Source organism: Thioclava dalianensis, from assembly GCF_000715505.1.
Classification (GTDB): Bacteria; Pseudomonadota; Alphaproteobacteria; order Rhodobacterales; family Rhodobacteraceae; genus Thioclava; species Thioclava dalianensis.
This window is the reverse complement of the sequence record NZ_JHEH01000001.1, coordinates 67,398-83,401: the sequence shown is the minus strand read 5'-3', so window position 1 is coordinate 83,401 and position 16,004 is coordinate 67,398. Positions and strand designations below refer to the sequence as shown.

Below are 16,004 nucleotides of genomic sequence, written 5' to 3'. Positions count from 1 at the left end.
TATCTGTGTTCGCTATCTAGGCAGGCGCTGCGCGTCCGACAATGGGTCGTGTGTTCAGCGGGCGCGTGCCGTGGCAATTTCGCCCGCAATCTGGGCCCCAAGCCGCGCATTGTTCAAAACGAGGGCGATATTTGCCTCAAGCGAGCGCCCCTCCGTCAGCTCAAAGATGCGCTGGAGCAGGAAAGGCGTGACCTCTTTGGCGGCGATCCCTTGCGCGCTGGCCTCTGCGAGCGCCTGCTCGATCACCGGGACGATCTCGGCGCGCGGGATTTCGGCGTCCTGCGGAATCGGATTGGCGATGAGTTGCCCGCCGGGCAGACCGAGCGTCGCGCGCATCATGTGGGCGGCGGCAATCTCGGCTGCGGTGTCGGCGCGCAGCGGCGCCCCAAGCCCGGAGCTGCGCGACCAGAAGGCGGGGAAATCGTCCTGACCGTAGGCAAAGACCGGCACGCCATGGGTTTCAAGCACTTCGAGCGTCTTGGGGATGTCGAGAATGGCTTTGGCGCCCGCACAGACGACACTGACCGGGGTCGCGCCCAACTCCAGAAGATCGGCGGAGATGTCAAAGCTCTCCTCAGCCCCGCGATGCACGCCGCCAATGCCGCCGGTGGCAAAGACCGAAATCCCCGCCAGATCGGCGCAGATCATAGTCGCAGCCACGGTCGTCGCGCCAACGGCCCCGCGCGCGATGCACACGGCCAGATCGGCCCGGCTGACCTTCATCGCGCCGCTGGTGCGGGCGAGTTCTTCGAGCGTGTCCGCCTCAAGACCGATCTGGATCGACCCGTTCATCACCGCGATGGTCGCGGGCACGGCACCTGCGGCGCGCACTTCGGCCTCAACGGCCTGCGCGGCCTCAAGGTTGCGCGGGTAGGGCATGCCATGGGTGATGATCGTGGATTCGAGCGCGACGACGGGGTGCCCTGCATCGAGGGCTGCACGGACATCGGCGGAAAAGGTCAGGGGAAGGGTCATGTCGCAAGTTCTCCAGAAACGTAACGGGCGGCTGCGATCAGCGCGCGCTCAAGGGCTTCGGCGCGCGGACTGCCGCGCCTCTCGGCCACCAGATGGGCGGCCATGAATGTATCGCCCGCACCTGTCACGCGGGTGACAAGGACGGAAGGCGGGGCGGATGAGATCACGCCGCCATCGCTCGCCGAACCATCGGCCGCTGCACGCCCGCCATCGGTGACGAGCACCCGATGCGCGCCGCGCGCAAGCAGACCTTCGGCGGCAGCCTCGGCGCTTTTGAAATTGCGCTGGCACAGGATGCCCGCTTCCTCAAGGTTGACGTAAAGCGTGGCGGCTGCATGCGAGAGCAGCGGCGTCAGGCGCTCGGCCTTGCCCGGGCTGGCGGGCGCCACGCGCAGATCGGCGCGGGCAAAGAGCGGCGAGCGCGAGATTTGCGAGATCAGCGCCTCGGTCAGATTGCCGTCCAGCGCCACCGGACCGGACCACGGCTGCTCGGCGCTGCCAAGCCGCCCATCGGCGAGCGGGGCCAAAATCTTGTCGCCCGCGGCCTCGAGAGAATGAGCATCGGCAATGGCCGCGATCAGACCGTTCGCGCCCTCAATCGCCATGTAGCGATCCGTGGGCAGATCGTCGGAGCGGTAGAGATAGGCGCAATCAATCCCCAGCATCTCGGCATTGGCGATCAGATCAGCCCCCTGACTGTCGCGTCCAAGGGCCGTGAGAATGGCGGGGTGCAGGCCAAAGCGGCGCAGCGTCATCGCGATATTCATCGCAACGCCGCCCGGCAGCCGCTCAATCCGGCCCGGCACGTCCGAGCCCAGATGCATATGCACGGGCGCGCGGCCAATAATGTCCCAAAGCACCGAACCGATGCACAATATGTCAGGAGAGTCGTTCATAGCCTCCGATTGCACTTTCGTGGCTTTGCGCGCAAGAGAGACATTCGACTGCGTGGCCCGTGATCCGCACGTGACCGGGTCTTCGCGCCGCAAATTGCGCAGATATCGGCGGGGCAGGGCGAAACCCGCGGGAAGATGGCGCAAAGGGCTTGTCTTGGGTGAAACCAGCGTCTATATGGCGCGCACTTCACAGGCGGAGGCGGGCCAATGAGGGAGACATCCTCAAAGGTCCACCGGTTGGGGCTTTTGCCCTGAAAACCTCTGCCGAGGCGCAAACCGGAAAAGGAAAATGGACATGGCGCTCCCCGATTTCTCCATGCGTCAGCTCTTGGAAGCTGGCGTTCACTATGGTCACCAAACGCAACGCTGGAACCCCCGCATGGGCGAGTTCATCTATGGCGAGCGTAACGGGATCCACATTCTCGACCTCACCCAGACCGTCCCGATGCTGGATGCTGCTCTGCAAGTCGTGCGCGACACCGTCGCCAAGAACGGCCGCGTGCTGTTCGTGGGCACCAAGCGTCAGGCTGCCAAGCCGATCGCGGATGCCGCTGAGAAATGTGCACAATATTACATGAACCACCGTTGGCTGGGTGGCACGCTCACCAACTGGAAAACCGTTTCGCAGTCGATCAAACGTCTCAACGAGATCGACGAGAAACTGGCTGACGGTGCCGAGGGCCTGACCAAGAAAGAGCGTCTGGGCCTTGAGCGCGATCAGACGAAACTGCAGGCCTCGCTTGGCGGGATCCGCGAAATGGGCGGTCTGCCGGACCTGCTGTTTGTGATCGACGTGAACAAGGAAGACCTCGCAATCGCCGAAGCCAAGAAACTGGGTATTCCGGTTGTGGCCGTGGTTGACACCAACTGCTCGCCCAACGGCATTGATTACATCATTCCGGGCAATGATGACGCGGCCCGCTCGATCGCTCTGTATTGCGATCTGGTCTCGCGTGCAGCGCTTGACGGCATGACGGCTCAGATGGGCGCGGCTGGCGTCGATCTCGGCGCGCTCACCGACACCCCGTCGGAAGAGGCCCTCGAAGAGGCGCAAGCCGAGAGCTGATCCAAGCTGTTACCCAAATGACATGAGGGCGGGGTACCCCGCCCTCCAATCATTCACGAAGGAGATCCGACCATGGCGATTACCGCCGCTCAGGTTAAGGAACTGCGCGAATCCACTGGCGCAGGCATGATGGACGCGAAAAAAGCGCTTACCGAAACGGATGGCGATATGGATGCCGCCGTTGACTGGCTGCGCACCAAGGGTCTCGCGAAAGCGGCCAAGAAATCGGGTCGCGTTGCCGCTGAAGGTCTTGTGGCTGTTGCGGTCAATGACGGCAAAGGCGTGGCCATCGAGGTCAACTCCGAGACCGATTTCGTCGCCAAGAACGCTGACTTCCAGAAGCTCGTAGGCGAAATCGCCGATCTGGCTCTGCAAACCGGTGAAGATGTCGAGGTGCTCAAGGCAACCCACCTCAACGGCAAGACGGTCGACGACGTCCTGACCGACGCGATCGCGCGGATCGGCGAAAACATGACGCTGCGCCGGATGCATGTGCTCGAGGGCGACACGCTGGTGCATTACGTGCACAACGCCGCCACCGATGGCATGGGCAAAATCGGCGTGCTCGTCGCGCTGAACGGCGCCGATAACGGCATCGGCAAACAGATCGCCATGCATATCGCGGCGACCAACCCCGCTGCGCTCTCGCAAGCTGATCTGGACCCCGAAGTGGTCGAGAAGGAAAAAGCCGTCCAGATGGATATCGCACGCGAGTCGGGCAAGCCCGAAGCCGTGATCGAGAAGATGATCGAAGGCCGGATGAAGAAATTCGTCGCCGAGGTCACGCTGCTCAATCAAGCCTTCGTGGTCAATCCTGACCTGACCGTCGCAGAAGCCGCCAAAGAAGCTGGCGTCGAAGTGACCGGTTTCGTGCGCATGGAAGTGGGCGAAGGCATCGAGAAGAAAGAAGAGGATTTTGCAGCCGAGGTCGCCAAGACCGCCGCTGGCAAGTAATCCACGCGATGCTTTAAGCATTTCGAACGCCGCGCTCCTGACCGGAGCGCGGCGTTTCTCATGGGAAGCTGCACTGGGTCAGGACTTCGCTTTTATAGGGCGGCGCGGTCATGAAGATGTGCTTTTGCACCGAGGCCTTCATAACGGCCTGAGCCGTGGTCTCGACATCCAGCGCTTCACGTGCGAGCCGCAGGTGTTTCTCGACCGTCGAGGTCGTCAGGCCCATGATGAGCGCGATATCGGCGGTGGTCTTGCCATCGGCCACCCATTCGAGCACCTCGCGCTGCCGATCCGTAAGCGCCCGCCGTGTCGTTGCAAAGGGCATGGTCGAGATCCGCAGATGCACAAGCGTGTTCATCGCCATCAACTCGCGCTCGTTCTCGTGCCAGATACGATCCACCTCGTCCTGGCTCATGCCGTCGCGCCCAACCAGCCCCATGCCACCACGCGCCCGGCTTGACGGATCGCCAAAGCCGATGGAATAGCCGCTGCGGATGCCGTACCTGTTGTTAAGATCGAGCACCGCGATTTCCTCGGACGTGAGCTCTTGCTGGCGGACGCGCTGTGCGACGATACGCCACGACATCGCCCCTTCATGGGTGTTCGCCCATCGCACCATCGGGGCATGCCGGAACAGCCCGGAGGTCAGGAATTCATCGAGATATTTCTGAGAATGATTCGACAAAATGAGCATGTCGCTCAGATCGCCATAGTGCTTTTCGGTTCGGAAACTCGTGAATCCGTAGATCAGGCGATCAAAGCCGAACCGGGCCATCTCCCGGCAGTGCAAATCCCAAATCGCCTTTACGTCCTTTGAGTTAAGAACCGTTTCACAAAACGCCAACATGTCTACCGCCGTCCCTGAAGAGTTAATCTCTTGCTCTTGCTTACTCTTATCGCCCATTTTTTGGTTAACCTCGGGTAAGCATAAACGAAAATTGACGCGAAGGTCGGGAATTTTATTTTGCGATATCCTCGCTCTACAAAATGATCGCGACAAAGTTAGGGCAGGGTGCCCAGAATCGAGGCAGTTAGCCTGTGGCCTTGCGGTTTGCGGCATGCATCTCGATCAGCGGCACAAGCGGGGCGTGATCATAGCCAGCCTGCGCTGCGGCCTCGAGGATCTGCGCAACCGGCATCCGACCGGCCTGATCGATGCCCCAGAGATGCGAGCTGCGCGTACCTGAGCGACAATAGGCGAAGGCTGGTGTCTCCGCCTCTGCCATCACGTCCTCATAGGCCGCGATCAGCTCGGGCGTCATCATGCCCGGAAAATACGGCAGGTAGTGATAGGCCAGTCCGGCCGCCGCCGCATGCTCGGCCATCACATCGCTGCTATGGCTGTCGGGCACTTCCGCGTCGGGTCGGTTGTTGATGAGCGTACGAAAGCCCATTTGGGCCAAAGTCGCGATATCCGCCGGATCAATCTGCGGCGAAACGGTGAAATCGTCCGAAAGTTTGTGCGGTTCCATATCCGTATCCTGTGTTGCTCTGGCTGGTCCAGCTTTGGCGCGGGAGGGCGGCGGAACTGAGGAATTCCGCAGGTGCCCGATCTGCGCTATATCTGACCCGTCCGCGCACCACTCTGCAAGCAGTTTGCCCGCCGTACGGTTTAAACCCTCGAAATCAGTGCAGTATTAAGGTGAAGATCACGCTGTATCTTTTTGAAAACGCCCAATGATACCGGGCAACATCCGGTAGTCGGCGAATGCGACCTGATGGGGCAAATCCTGCACTGGGGTGTGACGGTAGCCCTCTGTGTAGAGCACGAAGGGCGCATTCGCGTTCTCTGCTGTCTGCGCATCGACCTCGGAATCGCCGACATAAACCATCGGACCGCCGCCAAGCCTGACGTGACAGGCGCGCAGCATTTCGGGATCGGGTTTGCGGCTGGGTAGGCTGTCGCCGCCCAGGACCAGCGTGAACCGCTCACGCAGACCAAGATAATCCAGCACGGCCTCGGCGGGCTTGAGCGGCTTGTTGGTACAGATCGCAAGCGCGCAGCCCATCTCGGAGAGCTGATCGAGCGCCTCAATGACGAAAGGGTAGGGCGTGTTGCCCTCCAGATCCGTCTCGTAATGGGCCAGCAGCGCCGCTTCGGCTTGCGCAAAGAGCGGACCGTCTGGATCCTTGCCCGAGGCGATCAGCAATTGTCGCACGAGGTTCGGAACGCCTTTGCCCACGAAAGAGCGCACCTTGGGCTCGGACAGCTCGGCCAGTCCCATCTCGCGCAGAACGGTGTTGGAAATTGCGTGGATGGCGGGCACGGAATCAATCAGCGTGCCATCCAGATCGAAGATAACGCAGGGCGCGCTCACGCGGATTTCCACTTGATCGAGCAGCCCATCGAGGCGATTTGCTCGCGTGGGCCAGCGCCCGTGCGGGCCACGCCGATCATCGCCTCATAAAGCTCGCGCTTCGCATCCGACGGGCCAGCCTGCCGCATCGATGCATCGAGCCTGCCGCGATATTGCAGCCCGTCCCGCGCATCGAACCCGAAAAAATCGGGGGTGCAGACCGCACCAAAGGCCTTGGCGACCTCTTGGCTCTCATCATAGAGATAGGGAAAGGAAAACCCGTGATCCTTGGCGATTTTCCCCATGTTTTCAAAGCTGTCCTCGGGGTAATCCGCAACGTCATTCGCCGAGATCGCAGCCACGCCGATGCCTGCTTCCTGCAATTGCGCCGCATCGCGCACGATCCGGTCGAGGATCGCCTGCACATAGGGGCAATGATTGCAGATGAACATGATCAGCGTACCATTGGGGCCGCGAATATCGTCCAGACTGTAATGTACGCCATCGGTCGCAGGCAGCGTGAAACCGGGGGCTTTCCAGCCAAAATCGCAAATCGGAGGGGTCACAGCCATGAAAACGTCTCCTTAGTTTGAGCGTGCAGCCTCGGCGGCGGCGCGGATCGCACGGATGTTGTCACCATAGATATCGGCGCGGTCGACCGAGCCGCCTTTGAACACCGCAGATCCCGCCACCAGCACATCCGCACCAGCCTCGGCCACCAGCGGCGCGGTCTCGGGCGTCACGCCACCGTCGATCTGGATATGGATCGGGCGATCGCCGATCATCGCGCGGACCTTACGGGTTTTCTCGATGCCGGAATGAATGAATTTCTGACCGCCGAAACCGGGGTTCACCGTCATAACCAGAACCATGTCGCACAGATCCAGAACGTCTGCGACAGCCTCGGCCGGAGTGCCCGGATTGAGCGCGACACCAGCCTTGACGCCTTGCGCCTTGATCGCCTGAAGCGTGCGATGGATATGCGGGCCAGCCTCAACATGCGCGGTGATCAGATCGGCACCGGCCTCAGCATAGGCTTCGATATAGGGATCGACCGGCGCGATCATCAGATGCACATCCATGACGGTTTTCACATGCGGACGAAACGCTTTCACCGCGGGCGGGCCAAAGGTGAGGTTGGGCACGAAATGGCCGTCCATCACATCGACATGCACCCAATCGGCGCCCTGAGCCTCAATGGCGCGGATCTCGGCGCCGAAACTCGCAAAATCGGCGGACAGGATCGACGGGGCTATCTTGATGGAACGGTCGAAGCTCATGAAACTCTCCTCGGCGGATGACGCGTGCACTGGCTGCGCTCATGCAATAGCGGGCAAAAGCCATCCACTGCAACCGCGTTGGAGGTCATTTTTGGCGATAACGGGTGTCATGGCAGGCGTCTGATGCAGAAACCTCGGATGCCAGATGGAGGAAGTATATGTAAAATAGGTACTTAGCCTACACATCTCATCTAATTAAGTTACATAATACAGATTATCGGACTTTCATATCTAGCTGTTTTCTATTCGTATCAGTTATGAATAGTCAACCCCCCGTTACACTAGAAAATGTTCACAAATAAGGCCCGCCACAGCGTGACGGGCCTAAAATTACGCATTTACAACGCCTTAAGAGTCAGGCTTTGGGCTTGTCCAAAACCGACCATCCGAGCATTGCCATTGCCACCAGACCGCCCGAGATCGCATCAAGCGTGGTCTGATCGGCGTCAACGCCATGCGCCACGAGATAGACGCCAGCCGCGCCGACGATGTGACGGACAACCCCCGCCACAACCGGGCGCGTGAACAGTGCTTTAAACATTCGCTTTTCCTTCCAAGTTATTGAGCCGACGCGAAAAATCGTCCTGCGCTCGTGACATTCCGCCGAGGCGAAAAAAGATGCCGGTCAACAGCCCGACATTTGCAAGGCTCATGACCATTTCAGGAGAAAAGTTCATTTGAGATACCCCCCGGCCTTCGCGGCGCGGTAGCCAAGATAGACCCCGCCAGCCACCGCACCCCACTTCGCGAGCTTGGCCCCTTGGCCCGCCGCGTCCCCGGCCTTGTCTGCGGCGTAGCCCACGCCCCACGCCCCAGCCACGGCCAGAACCCCCCAAACGATAACAGGCATGATTCCCCCCCTAGGTCCAAGTGCCGCCCGAAAGTGCGCCCAGCACATCGGCGGGCGATACGGTCGCGCTGTTTCCGGCGTAGCCGTCATAGTATGAGCGGCCCGCGTTCGATCCGCTGACGACTGGCAAGCCCGCCCACTCTTTCGCCAGGTTGTTTCCGAACTGCTGCGCGCTGATATTGCCCGACTGATAGTCGGACAGGCCGCGCCCCTGAATAAGCGAGTGCGCGGCGCGATCTTGCGCCGATGCATTGAACAACTCACCGGCAGAGAGAACCCCGCGCGAAACAAGGCTGCGCAGCGTCTTATAGATGATCTGATATCGGCCCGCCGCGCTCGATACCGACCCCGCCGCAATGCTCGATCGCTGCCAGTCCATCACCTGCGAAACCGTCATTGTGGTGATCGGTCGCGAGGGTCGCACTTTCGACCCCGCGTAAACCGTATCATATCCGCCCGGCGCTTCCGCGCGCCCGATCACGTCAAGAATTGAGCTGATGCCCATACTGCTCCCCGTGCTTGCTGTTGCCCCGTTTGATCCACTGGCCGCGCGCATACCGCCCAAGTCTGACAGTGTGCCGCTCGATCCGCTGGACGCGCTCGTACCACCGCCAAGCAATCCCGGCAGGATCGATCCCAAAAGCCCGAAAATTGCCGCGCCTTCACCAGACCCGCTTTGCGCGGGCTGCGGGTCTGACACGTAGATCACACGCGGCGTTTGATCCTGCGCGGCCTGTCCCTTGTGGCGCTCATAGGCGAACCACCCCGCTGCCGTTGCCATCATCGCGGCAATCGCTTTCGCGGCGCTCATGGTGTTTCATCCGGCGCGACATATGGCGCAATGTTTCCCGCCGCCGTAATCGCGTCGAAAAGTTGGGCCGTGTCAAATTCGGCGTGCAAATCGTTCTTGTCGAGCGTGAACGGGATCGCCCCGAAAATCGGGTGATTCATGGTGATGTCGATCAGCGATCCTTGAGCATTTGCAAATACAGGACTTTTCCATTCAACAATCGCTGCCGCATAACGTTCTGTTGCGCTGATTTCTGTGTTGTTCCAGTCCATCAAGAAACCCTCCGTAGCACCGTGAATGCCGATGCAGAGTTTTTGGGATAGCCCAAAAGTTTCCATGTTCCCGGCGGTGTGTTGGATGTATTTGCCGTGCTCGTCGCACCGACGCCGCCCCAGGCCAGTTTTGACCCAGCAACGAGACCGCCAGGGCTCAAATTGTACTGACCGCAACTGAAGAATCCGACGCTGCCAATATCATTTGCCCCAATCTGGGCGACTTTTGAACTTACAGCGTCTGCTGCCAGTTTCACTGCATTAACAGCGCCATTTTTCAGATTTGAGCTTGCAACAGAATTATTGGAAAGCTCGCTCGCTCCAACCGCGCCCCCAGCGATCTTGTCCGAGGTCACGACACCGCTGCCAAGCTGGACGGTCCCGACAGCGCTCCCGGCGATATGCATCCCTTTCACCTCGTTCACACCGATCTTTGGCGAGGTCACAGCATCGTCGGCAAGCTGGCCGGTCCCGACAGCACCCCCGGAAATCTTGGTTGAGGTCACAGCATTGTTGGCAAGATGGACGTTCCCGACAGCGCTCCCGGCGATATGCGTCCCTTTCACCTCGTTCACACCGATCTTTGGCGAGGTCACAGCATTGTCGGCAAGGTGCTCAGTTTTGATAGACCCGGCAAGGATCGGCACGGCCCCCATTCCGCTCATACGCTCCACCCCATTTCAGCAACTGCAATGTTGACCGCTGCGCCCGTGTCGTTGCGCAGATAGACCGCCGCTCCGGTGCTAAGGGTGATAGCCTGACCGGGCAGGATCGGGACACCCTGCCCCGACACTGCATCAGCGCTACCAGCGACAAAGACAGCGCCCCCCGCATCCGTTGGCGACACAACCATGATTTCCCGGCGCAGATCGTCGGCACCTGCAAGCAAGGTTGTTGCACCATTTGCGGCGCTGACCGGCGCGGGCGTTGTCAAAAGATCGGTGTTGCGCTCGCGTGTCGCGAGCGTGTTTCCTGCGCTGATCGTGACCCGCGCATCTGCAATATTGCCTTTGCCCAGACCGAGGCGCACCGTCAGGGTGTTTTCATTCGGGTTGTGGATCGCCAGCCGCGTGAAACCTGCGGCGGGCCGGTAGGTCAATCCCGCCTCAAAATCGTTTTGAGTGCCATCGTCAAAGCTGATCTTGAATTTGTCGCTTGCGTCGAGGCAAGACACGAAGCCTGCATCCCGGACGGCCGAAATTGTCGCACCGGGCGGCACTGTGAAATCGCGAACTGCGTAGGAAATCCGTTTATCGGTCATTTTCTTCCCCTTATTTCATCCGGCTTGCGAGAAAGATCAGCACAGCCGCGGGGATGCCGATCTTGACCAGCTTGTCACCGAGTTGCGCGCTTTCCGTCTTTGAGGCCGCAAGGCTGTTTGCGGCGCTTTGCTGGATTGCTCCGGTTGCCTGCGAGAGCGCATAGCGGGCAAACTCTTGATTGCTGCTCAGCGCGCGTTCGCTCGCATCATCCACCGCCCCAATCGCGTATCGCGACAGATCGGAATAATTGCCCATCGCCTGATTGCTGGCGTCTCCGACAGCGCCAATTGCATAGCGGGAAAGATCGGAATTTGCCGAGATTGCCTTGTTGCTCGTGTCGCCCACCTGCCCCAAGGCATAGCGGGACGTATCCGAATTTTCGCTGATCGCGCGCCCGGTCGCGTCATAGATCGCGCCAGCCGCATCACGCCCCGCCCCGGCCATGCTCGACAGTGCCGAGTTTGCCAGATCAAACGCTTCATCTGGGACATAGTGGATCGAAACCGAGCCGCCGCCGGAATTAACGGACGTGGCCCCATTGTCGGCAATCATCCGATTGTCGGTTGTCGTGGTCGCGCTCGATTGCGCCGTCTTGCTTGAGCTTCCCACTATAGGCCCCCTTCAATGACATAGCTGGCCCGCATCCCGTGCCGCTCACACTTGCGCACAAGGCCCTTGCGATCAGTCCAGCACCGCAACGCGACTGCGCCGACCGCGCGGCCCGTCGATTTCATAAACGCTATGCAAGCGGCGGTGAGGTCATGCCCCCGCGCGCGCCCCGCAACCGCGTTGGCGACGATCACAGCGCCGCACGGCTCGCGCTCAACAGACCAGATCATGACGCCGACAGGCTCTGAGCCGTCACAGATCAACAGCGCCTGAGCCTCGCCGCTTGCTACCTGATCGCGCCACACGTCGAGGTGACGCGGGGCGCTCTCGATCTGGCACAGGTAGCTTTCCACAAGCGGCCCCCACGGATGCGGCGAAAAACTCAGCGTTTCAGAAGCCACCACACCGCCCCCGCGACCAGAACCACCGGAACCACCTTTGCGGCGGTTTGCTTCCAGTCGCTCGAATTGTAGTAAAAGCCGCCCGTTGTGCCCGCGCCCGAGGACGTCGGCCCCCCCGAAACCGCAGGGCCCGACGACAGGTTCAAACTTGGGATCATGCTTCCCCCCGCGTCACTTTGTTGCGGCATAGATCGCCAACCCGGCACCTGCCACGAGGAAGAGGATAACACCCCAATCCGTGCCGCTTTTTCCGCCAGTCTGATAGCTCGCGGGCTGCACCGTGGCCCCTTGTTGATCGCCGTGCGCGCCGATCATCGAAAGAATGCCAGCAAGGCCATTTTGCATGCTGTTTTGCCAACTTGCTTGACCGTCGATTTGAGACGTTGAGACTTGCCCCGGACCAGTCACGACACCACCAGTCACGTTGTAGCCGCTTGCGTAGGCGGGTGCAGAGCTTGCGGGCGATCCAGTCGAAAACGTCGAAAGGAAGTTGCCCAGATCGGAGAGAACTCCCGATCCAGTTTGCGCGCTTGTCGCAGTGTTGCCGGTGCCGAACGAAACACCGCCCGAGCGGATGGCCAGATCGGGCGACAGGTTCACAGACGGAACCCCCGAAAATTGATAACCCTGAGTTGCCATTGATACCCCCTAGGAAAAATATCCGGGGCGGGCCTTAAGCCCGCCCCGCTCGATCAGGACGCGGGCGCACCGACAAGGCTTTCCGTGTAAATCGCGAAGTTGCCCGATTCCTCGAAATCAAGTTTCACGCGGAAATCTTGCAGCGCCATCGGCAGGGCTTCCGACAAGCGATTTTCCGGCAGGAAGTCGATATGCGTAAAGCCCGCCTGCGGCACGCGCGTGGCAAGATCATAATGGGTCGCGCGAATTGCCTTGTCGCTTTCCACGATTTTGCGCTGATCGGTCTGCACTTCGACAGTGCCGATTTTGTCGGTGTTGACGTGCATCGCGAGCATGGCATAGGGGCCACGCGGAATGTCCGCAATTTCCGCCGTGCCGGTCACACCCTGATTGCGCGCAAACTTCTGAATGCGCAGATGCGCGCCAAAGGCTTTCGCGGGCGATTGCACGGCGGATACCGTCAAGCTGTTGATTGTGACGCCTTCCTTGATATCCATCTCAAGCGTGAAAGTCGCCATGCCAACCGTTCCGTATCCGGTCTGATCCTCGCCGCCAATCGTGCGCATCCACGGGCGAGAAAGGAAGATCGGAAGGACGCCCGCAAGCGGTGCATCGCCATAAAAGCTGTTGAGCTTCACGAGGTCCGCCGCGTCAATCGTGATACGCGCATCGCCGTTGACCATCAGGCGGATTTCATCAATCACGCTCGACCAGTCAGCCGCGACCACATCAGCCGCCGCCGCCGCGCCGATCTTGGCATTGCAGCGGATATAAAGGCGCTCATAGGTGAGGCCCAAAGGCAGGTTTACCGATGCGGTTTGACCCGCGCCGATACCAAGCGGCGTTGGCATTTTCTTAAGGGATCGCGTCATATCTGCGCCCCCCTCAGTTGTAGCCGTTGCGCGCTTGGCTCACGAGGCCAATATCGCGGAATTGATACATCGCGAAGCCTGCGAGCATCACGCCGACCATGACCACCGCCACGGCCTTCACATCACCTTTTTTGACCATCTTGGCCCCCTTAAACATATGTTTCGGATTGCGCTTCATTCATGCCGATTGCGGATGCGAGATCATTTGCGCCGCCACCCGATTGCAGCGCCTTGAGCTGCTGGATAGCCCACCACGCCGCCACACCGGCCAACACGGTCACAACAAACTGTTTCGCCATTTCTGCCCCCGAACGAAAAAAGCCCCATCGCTTCTGCGTGGGGCTTCTCTGGCACGGTCAAAAAGCACCGTGCAAATCTATGAAATCTTAGCTTTATCCTATGTTAGAAACGTTGAAAAAATCACGCGCGCTTGCGTTTTTTTTGAGGCGGGCCGTTCTCGTTGGCTGGGATGCGCTTATGCACGATAGAGCCAGCGGTGACGGTGCCGCCCTGCTCGTGTAGATAATGCAGGTTTTGCAGCCCCCGGACCTGAGCCACATCAACGCCCAATTCCGCCGCCGCCGCGTCAAGATCGCGCTTGCCCTTCTGCGGGAAAACGACAGTTTCTGTGCAGTTGCCGCGAAACCGGGTAGCCACCTCTGCGATCCGCTGCGAGATGCCGATAACCTCGATACCGTAATGCCGTCCCCGGCTGCATATCTCTGCAAATCCGGGCGCGTGATTTGCCCCGCCGTTGACGGTAAACGACATATTCAGTTCCTCAACTGCAAGCGTTATCTGCGCGCCCCGTCCCGTGGCCCTGAATGGTTCTTGCGCCGCCATCAACAAGCGCGACAGCCCCGAGAGCGCCGCCGCCTCGCGTCCTGAGGGTGGCACATAGGCCAGCCGGAACCCGCGCCAGTTTGCCGCCATCTGGACGCGCACCCCGTCCAGACCATGCGCGCGGTGCTCGATCACCCGGAACCCCTCGCCGCCATACTCTGCGAGCGGGTCAAAGATCACCACGCGGCGCACGCCGCGTAGCTTATTCTTAACATAGCTGGATTTGCCCGATCCGCTGCGCCCCCATACACCTATGCGGCCAGCGTTACTGCGCGCGCTCATGCCGCCGCTTCCTGATCCATCCACGACACGGGCGATGGTCCGCCTGTGGGCGGTGCGCTCTCATTGTCGGCCTGCTTGCGCTCAGGTGCTTTCCCATAGCGCGCAGCCTGCGCCTCTCGTGCGGCCCGCTGTGCGCGCTCTGCCCGATCTGCCAAGATCGTGCGAACCAACTGGATCTTCATCATCAGGAACGGCGCAGCCGTCAGCACGAGTGCGAACGTGTCGCCCATCGGCATAAGCGCCTTCGGATAGTAGATCGAAAGAAGATCATGGCAGGCGTCAGCCGCAGGCCGCGCAATCGCTTCTTCCTCCGGCTGGATCGCCAGCGGTGCGAAGTCCGGCACGATACCGCCCGGAATTTGAAACACCGCCTTGAACACAACCCAGAAGCTATCTTTGCCCATAAGATCGGGCGCGGCGTCCAGTTCGTCGCCTTGCTCGCCTTCCTCTCCTGCGCTCACAACGTCATGCTCAACGCTGTTTTCGCCTCCGATGTCAGGCGCGCGGAAGTCTGCCAAGTGCGCCGCGCCATCATCCGGCGCGGCGTCCATGTTCGCGGCGTCCATGTCCTCGACCGGCCCGAAATCGGCGGCTTTGTGTTGCTCAGTATCCAAGGAAATTTCCTCCCTCTTTTTTCACTTCCGGCGCGGCATTCGTGTTTGCCACTGGCGGCGCGTTGACGTTTGCCGCCGCAATCTTGTCGCCCGAGATCGGCGCCACCTTTGGCGCGATCTGATCCAGCTTGTCGCCAAACATTTTGCGTGCGCTTTTCTGAGCGATATTGACCCGCACCCCACAAAAAGCATCGGGATCAAGCATATTGCGGCACATGAAATACCCGCCGCCCTTGGCGGTGAGCGTCACAGCCCCAACCTTGCCACAGCACGGGCATTTCAGTTTTCCGATTACCTGCTTAGGCCCGCCGCTCATGCCGCCACCCCGCCGCGCTTTGATGCGCGCTCGCGCTTGCGCTGTTGTGCCTCAAATTTGCGCGCGGCCTCGTATTCGTCGCGCGGCTGGACGTACTCGCCCGAAACCCCGCGCCCCCGATATGCCAAGCGCACCTTGCGAAGCGCCTCAATCGGCGTGAGCGCCTTCACAAAGTGCCGACGCGCGCCCAGACCATTGATGTTTGCCGCCACCACAAACCCAGATTTTGCCATTTTCACGCCTCCCCTTTCGGCATGTCGCCGCGATTGTCGTCACCAGAAATCAAGGGGTTATCCCCTCCCCCTTGATGTTGATCACGGCAGGGGGGGCATTCATCAGCGAACGGCGTCAGCGCATCGAGCCGCGACGCCATTTCACAGACCAGCCCCGCCAGATCGTCGGCCAGTTCCTGCGCCCCTGACATGCGCGACAAGATCGGCGCAGTTTTCAGCGCATCCGCGCGCGCTCTCAGCTTCATTGCCCGATCTGCGAGCAACGCCCCCGGTTGATTTTTCATACGGTCCCTCAATCCCTCATTGTGTCGTTATGTTATCCAGTAACAATTCGTCACAATCTAGAATTTTCGCAAAACCCCCTCTTTTTTCGCGTCAGGGGGCAAATACCGCCTTTTCCCTCCCTACCCCCTAGAAACACCCGACTTGCGCACACAGCCCCCCTTTTTTGGGGGTCTCCCGCTTTCCTCACGCGCTTCCCCCGCCTATTCTGCGCAGCGCCTCAACCCTCGCCCGTTCTCAGCACAACCCGGCCCGAGCGGTTCAACCGCCC

Annotated in this window: 27 protein-coding genes; 2 read left to right on the top strand and 25 right to left on the bottom strand. The window is 60.4% G+C overall.

The genetic code is table 11. The annotated features are described in order from the left end of the window. Window positions 1-54 precede the first annotated feature (54 nt). Complete coding sequence (locus DL1_RS00455; protein WP_038060838.1) at window positions 55-975, bottom strand: pseudouridine-5'-phosphate glycosidase; 921 nt, start codon at window positions 973-975, stop codon at window positions 55-57. After that, window positions 972-1,871: a PfkB family carbohydrate kinase gene (locus DL1_RS00450; protein ID WP_038061469.1), complete on the bottom strand. Its 900-nt coding sequence runs from the start codon at window positions 1,869-1,871 to the stop codon at window positions 972-974. Before DL1_RS00450 ends, DL1_RS00455 begins: the two co-directional genes overlap by 4 nt. A 295-nt stretch (window positions 1,872-2,166) precedes the next feature. Here DL1_RS00450 and rpsB point away from each other — a divergent pair, with 295 nt between their 5' ends. Together rpsB and tsf are read left to right on the top strand one after the other, a co-directional pair. Beyond that, entirely contained in the window at window positions 2,167-2,937 is a 771-nt protein-coding gene (rpsB, locus tag DL1_RS00445) for a 30S ribosomal protein S2 (RefSeq protein WP_038060835.1), read from the top strand. A gap of 72 nt (window positions 2,938-3,009) precedes the next feature. Then, window positions 3,010-3,891, top strand: a complete 882-nt coding sequence (gene tsf / locus DL1_RS00440; protein WP_038060832.1) for a translation elongation factor Ts — start codon at window positions 3,010-3,012, stop codon at window positions 3,889-3,891. A gap of 58 nt (window positions 3,892-3,949) precedes the next feature. On the opposite strand, the gene DL1_RS00435 is transcribed toward tsf, so the two are convergent. The 23 genes from DL1_RS00435 to DL1_RS00345 all read right to left on the bottom strand — a co-directional run bounded on the left by DL1_RS00435 (window position 3,950) and on the right by DL1_RS00345 (window position 15,714). After that, the gene (locus DL1_RS00435; RefSeq protein WP_051693216.1) at window positions 3,950-4,738 is read right to left on the bottom strand and encodes a helix-turn-helix transcriptional regulator; all 789 of its coding nucleotides are present in this window, start codon (window positions 4,736-4,738) and stop codon (window positions 3,950-3,952) included. A 184-nt stretch (window positions 4,739-4,922) separates the two neighbouring features. Then, the gene (locus DL1_RS00430; protein ID WP_038060829.1) at window positions 4,923-5,363 is read right to left on the bottom strand and encodes a protein tyrosine phosphatase family protein; all 441 of its coding nucleotides are present in this window, start codon (window positions 5,361-5,363) and stop codon (window positions 4,923-4,925) included. Window positions 5,364-5,540: 177 nt separating this feature from the next. Beyond that, on the bottom strand, window positions 5,541-6,209 hold the full coding sequence (gene gph / locus DL1_RS00425) for a phosphoglycolate phosphatase (protein ID WP_038060826.1): 669 nt from the start codon (window positions 6,207-6,209) through the stop codon (window positions 5,541-5,543). Continuing rightward, complete coding sequence (locus DL1_RS00420) at window positions 6,206-6,760, bottom strand: thioredoxin family protein (protein ID WP_038060824.1); 555 nt, start codon at window positions 6,758-6,760, stop codon at window positions 6,206-6,208. Before DL1_RS00420 ends, gph begins: the two co-directional genes overlap by 4 nt. Window positions 6,761-6,772: 12 nt before the next feature. Next, window positions 6,773-7,468, bottom strand: coding sequence for a ribulose-phosphate 3-epimerase (rpe, locus tag DL1_RS00415; protein ID WP_038060822.1), 696 nt, complete (start codon window positions 7,466-7,468; stop codon window positions 6,773-6,775). Between the two features lie 355 nt (window positions 7,469-7,823). Beyond that, window positions 7,824-8,009 carry a Pam3-gp28 family putative phage holin gene (locus tag DL1_RS00410; RefSeq protein WP_038060820.1) on the bottom strand — a complete coding sequence of 62 codons (186 nt, stop codon included), beginning with the start codon at window positions 8,007-8,009 and terminating at the stop codon, window positions 7,824-7,826. 132 nt (window positions 8,010-8,141) lie between these two features. Further along, window positions 8,142-8,318, bottom strand: a complete 177-nt coding sequence (locus DL1_RS21470; protein ID WP_156022715.1) for a hypothetical protein — start codon at window positions 8,316-8,318, stop codon at window positions 8,142-8,144. Between the two features lie 10 nt (window positions 8,319-8,328). Continuing rightward, on the bottom strand, window positions 8,329-9,129 hold the full coding sequence (locus DL1_RS20700; RefSeq protein ID WP_051693215.1) for a lysozyme family protein: 801 nt from the start codon (window positions 9,127-9,129) through the stop codon (window positions 8,329-8,331). Then, complete coding sequence (locus DL1_RS00400; RefSeq protein WP_038060817.1) at window positions 9,126-9,380, bottom strand: hypothetical protein; 255 nt, start codon at window positions 9,378-9,380, stop codon at window positions 9,126-9,128. Before DL1_RS00400 ends, DL1_RS20700 begins: the two co-directional genes overlap by 4 nt. Continuing rightward, a complete protein-coding gene (locus tag DL1_RS20695; RefSeq protein ID WP_156022714.1) occupies window positions 9,380-10,045 on the bottom strand; it encodes a hypothetical protein in 666 nt (221 codons plus the stop codon). The genes DL1_RS00400 and DL1_RS20695 overlap by 1 nt, the downstream gene beginning before the upstream one ends. After that, window positions 10,042-10,641, bottom strand: coding sequence for a hypothetical protein (locus tag DL1_RS00390; RefSeq protein WP_038060814.1), 600 nt, complete (start codon window positions 10,639-10,641; stop codon window positions 10,042-10,044). The genes DL1_RS20695 and DL1_RS00390 overlap by 4 nt, the downstream gene beginning before the upstream one ends. Window positions 10,642-10,651: 10 nt before the next feature. Continuing rightward, window positions 10,652-11,251 (bottom strand): hypothetical protein, encoded by a 600-nt coding sequence (locus DL1_RS00385; protein WP_038060811.1) that lies wholly within the window; start codon window positions 11,249-11,251, stop codon window positions 10,652-10,654. Continuing rightward, on the bottom strand, window positions 11,251-11,652 hold the full coding sequence (locus DL1_RS00380; protein ID WP_038060809.1) for a hypothetical protein: 402 nt from the start codon (window positions 11,650-11,652) through the stop codon (window positions 11,251-11,253). The genes DL1_RS00385 and DL1_RS00380 overlap by 1 nt, the downstream gene beginning before the upstream one ends. Continuing rightward, complete coding sequence (locus DL1_RS21465; RefSeq protein ID WP_156022713.1) at window positions 11,634-11,810, bottom strand: hypothetical protein; 177 nt, start codon at window positions 11,808-11,810, stop codon at window positions 11,634-11,636. The genes DL1_RS00380 and DL1_RS21465 overlap by 19 nt, the downstream gene beginning before the upstream one ends. Window positions 11,811-11,823: 13 nt before the next feature. Next, window positions 11,824-12,291, bottom strand: a complete 468-nt coding sequence (locus DL1_RS00375) for a hypothetical protein (RefSeq protein WP_038060806.1) — start codon at window positions 12,289-12,291, stop codon at window positions 11,824-11,826. Window positions 12,292-12,344: 53 nt separating this feature from the next. Beyond that, the gene (locus DL1_RS00370; protein WP_143081740.1) at window positions 12,345-13,163 is read right to left on the bottom strand and encodes a major capsid protein P2; all 819 of its coding nucleotides are present in this window, start codon (window positions 13,161-13,163) and stop codon (window positions 12,345-12,347) included. Window positions 13,164-13,176: 13 nt separating this feature from the next. After that, on the bottom strand, window positions 13,177-13,302 hold the full coding sequence (locus DL1_RS22205; protein WP_281244641.1) for a hypothetical protein: 126 nt from the start codon (window positions 13,300-13,302) through the stop codon (window positions 13,177-13,179). A 10-nt stretch (window positions 13,303-13,312) separates the two neighbouring features. Further along, entirely contained in the window at window positions 13,313-13,462 is a 150-nt protein-coding gene (locus DL1_RS21460; RefSeq protein WP_156022712.1) for a hypothetical protein, read from the bottom strand. Between the two features lie 121 nt (window positions 13,463-13,583). Continuing rightward, window positions 13,584-14,288 carry an ATP-binding protein gene (locus tag DL1_RS00365; protein WP_038060800.1) on the bottom strand — a complete coding sequence of 235 codons (705 nt, stop codon included), beginning with the start codon at window positions 14,286-14,288 and terminating at the stop codon, window positions 13,584-13,586. Further along, the gene (locus tag DL1_RS00360; protein WP_038060797.1) at window positions 14,285-14,902 is read right to left on the bottom strand and encodes a hypothetical protein; all 618 of its coding nucleotides are present in this window, start codon (window positions 14,900-14,902) and stop codon (window positions 14,285-14,287) included. The genes DL1_RS00365 and DL1_RS00360 overlap by 4 nt, the downstream gene beginning before the upstream one ends. Then, window positions 14,892-15,107 carry a hypothetical protein gene (locus DL1_RS00355; RefSeq protein WP_143081739.1) on the bottom strand — a complete coding sequence of 72 codons (216 nt, stop codon included), beginning with the start codon at window positions 15,105-15,107 and terminating at the stop codon, window positions 14,892-14,894. The genes DL1_RS00360 and DL1_RS00355 overlap by 11 nt, the downstream gene beginning before the upstream one ends. A gap of 107 nt (window positions 15,108-15,214) precedes the next feature. Next, window positions 15,215-15,451: a hypothetical protein gene (locus DL1_RS00350; protein WP_038060793.1), complete on the bottom strand. Its 237-nt coding sequence runs from the start codon at window positions 15,449-15,451 to the stop codon at window positions 15,215-15,217. 2 nt (window positions 15,452-15,453) lie between these two features. Then, window positions 15,454-15,714: a hypothetical protein gene (locus DL1_RS00345; RefSeq protein ID WP_143081738.1), complete on the bottom strand. Its 261-nt coding sequence runs from the start codon at window positions 15,712-15,714 to the stop codon at window positions 15,454-15,456. Between the last annotated feature and the right edge of the window lie 290 nt (window positions 15,715-16,004).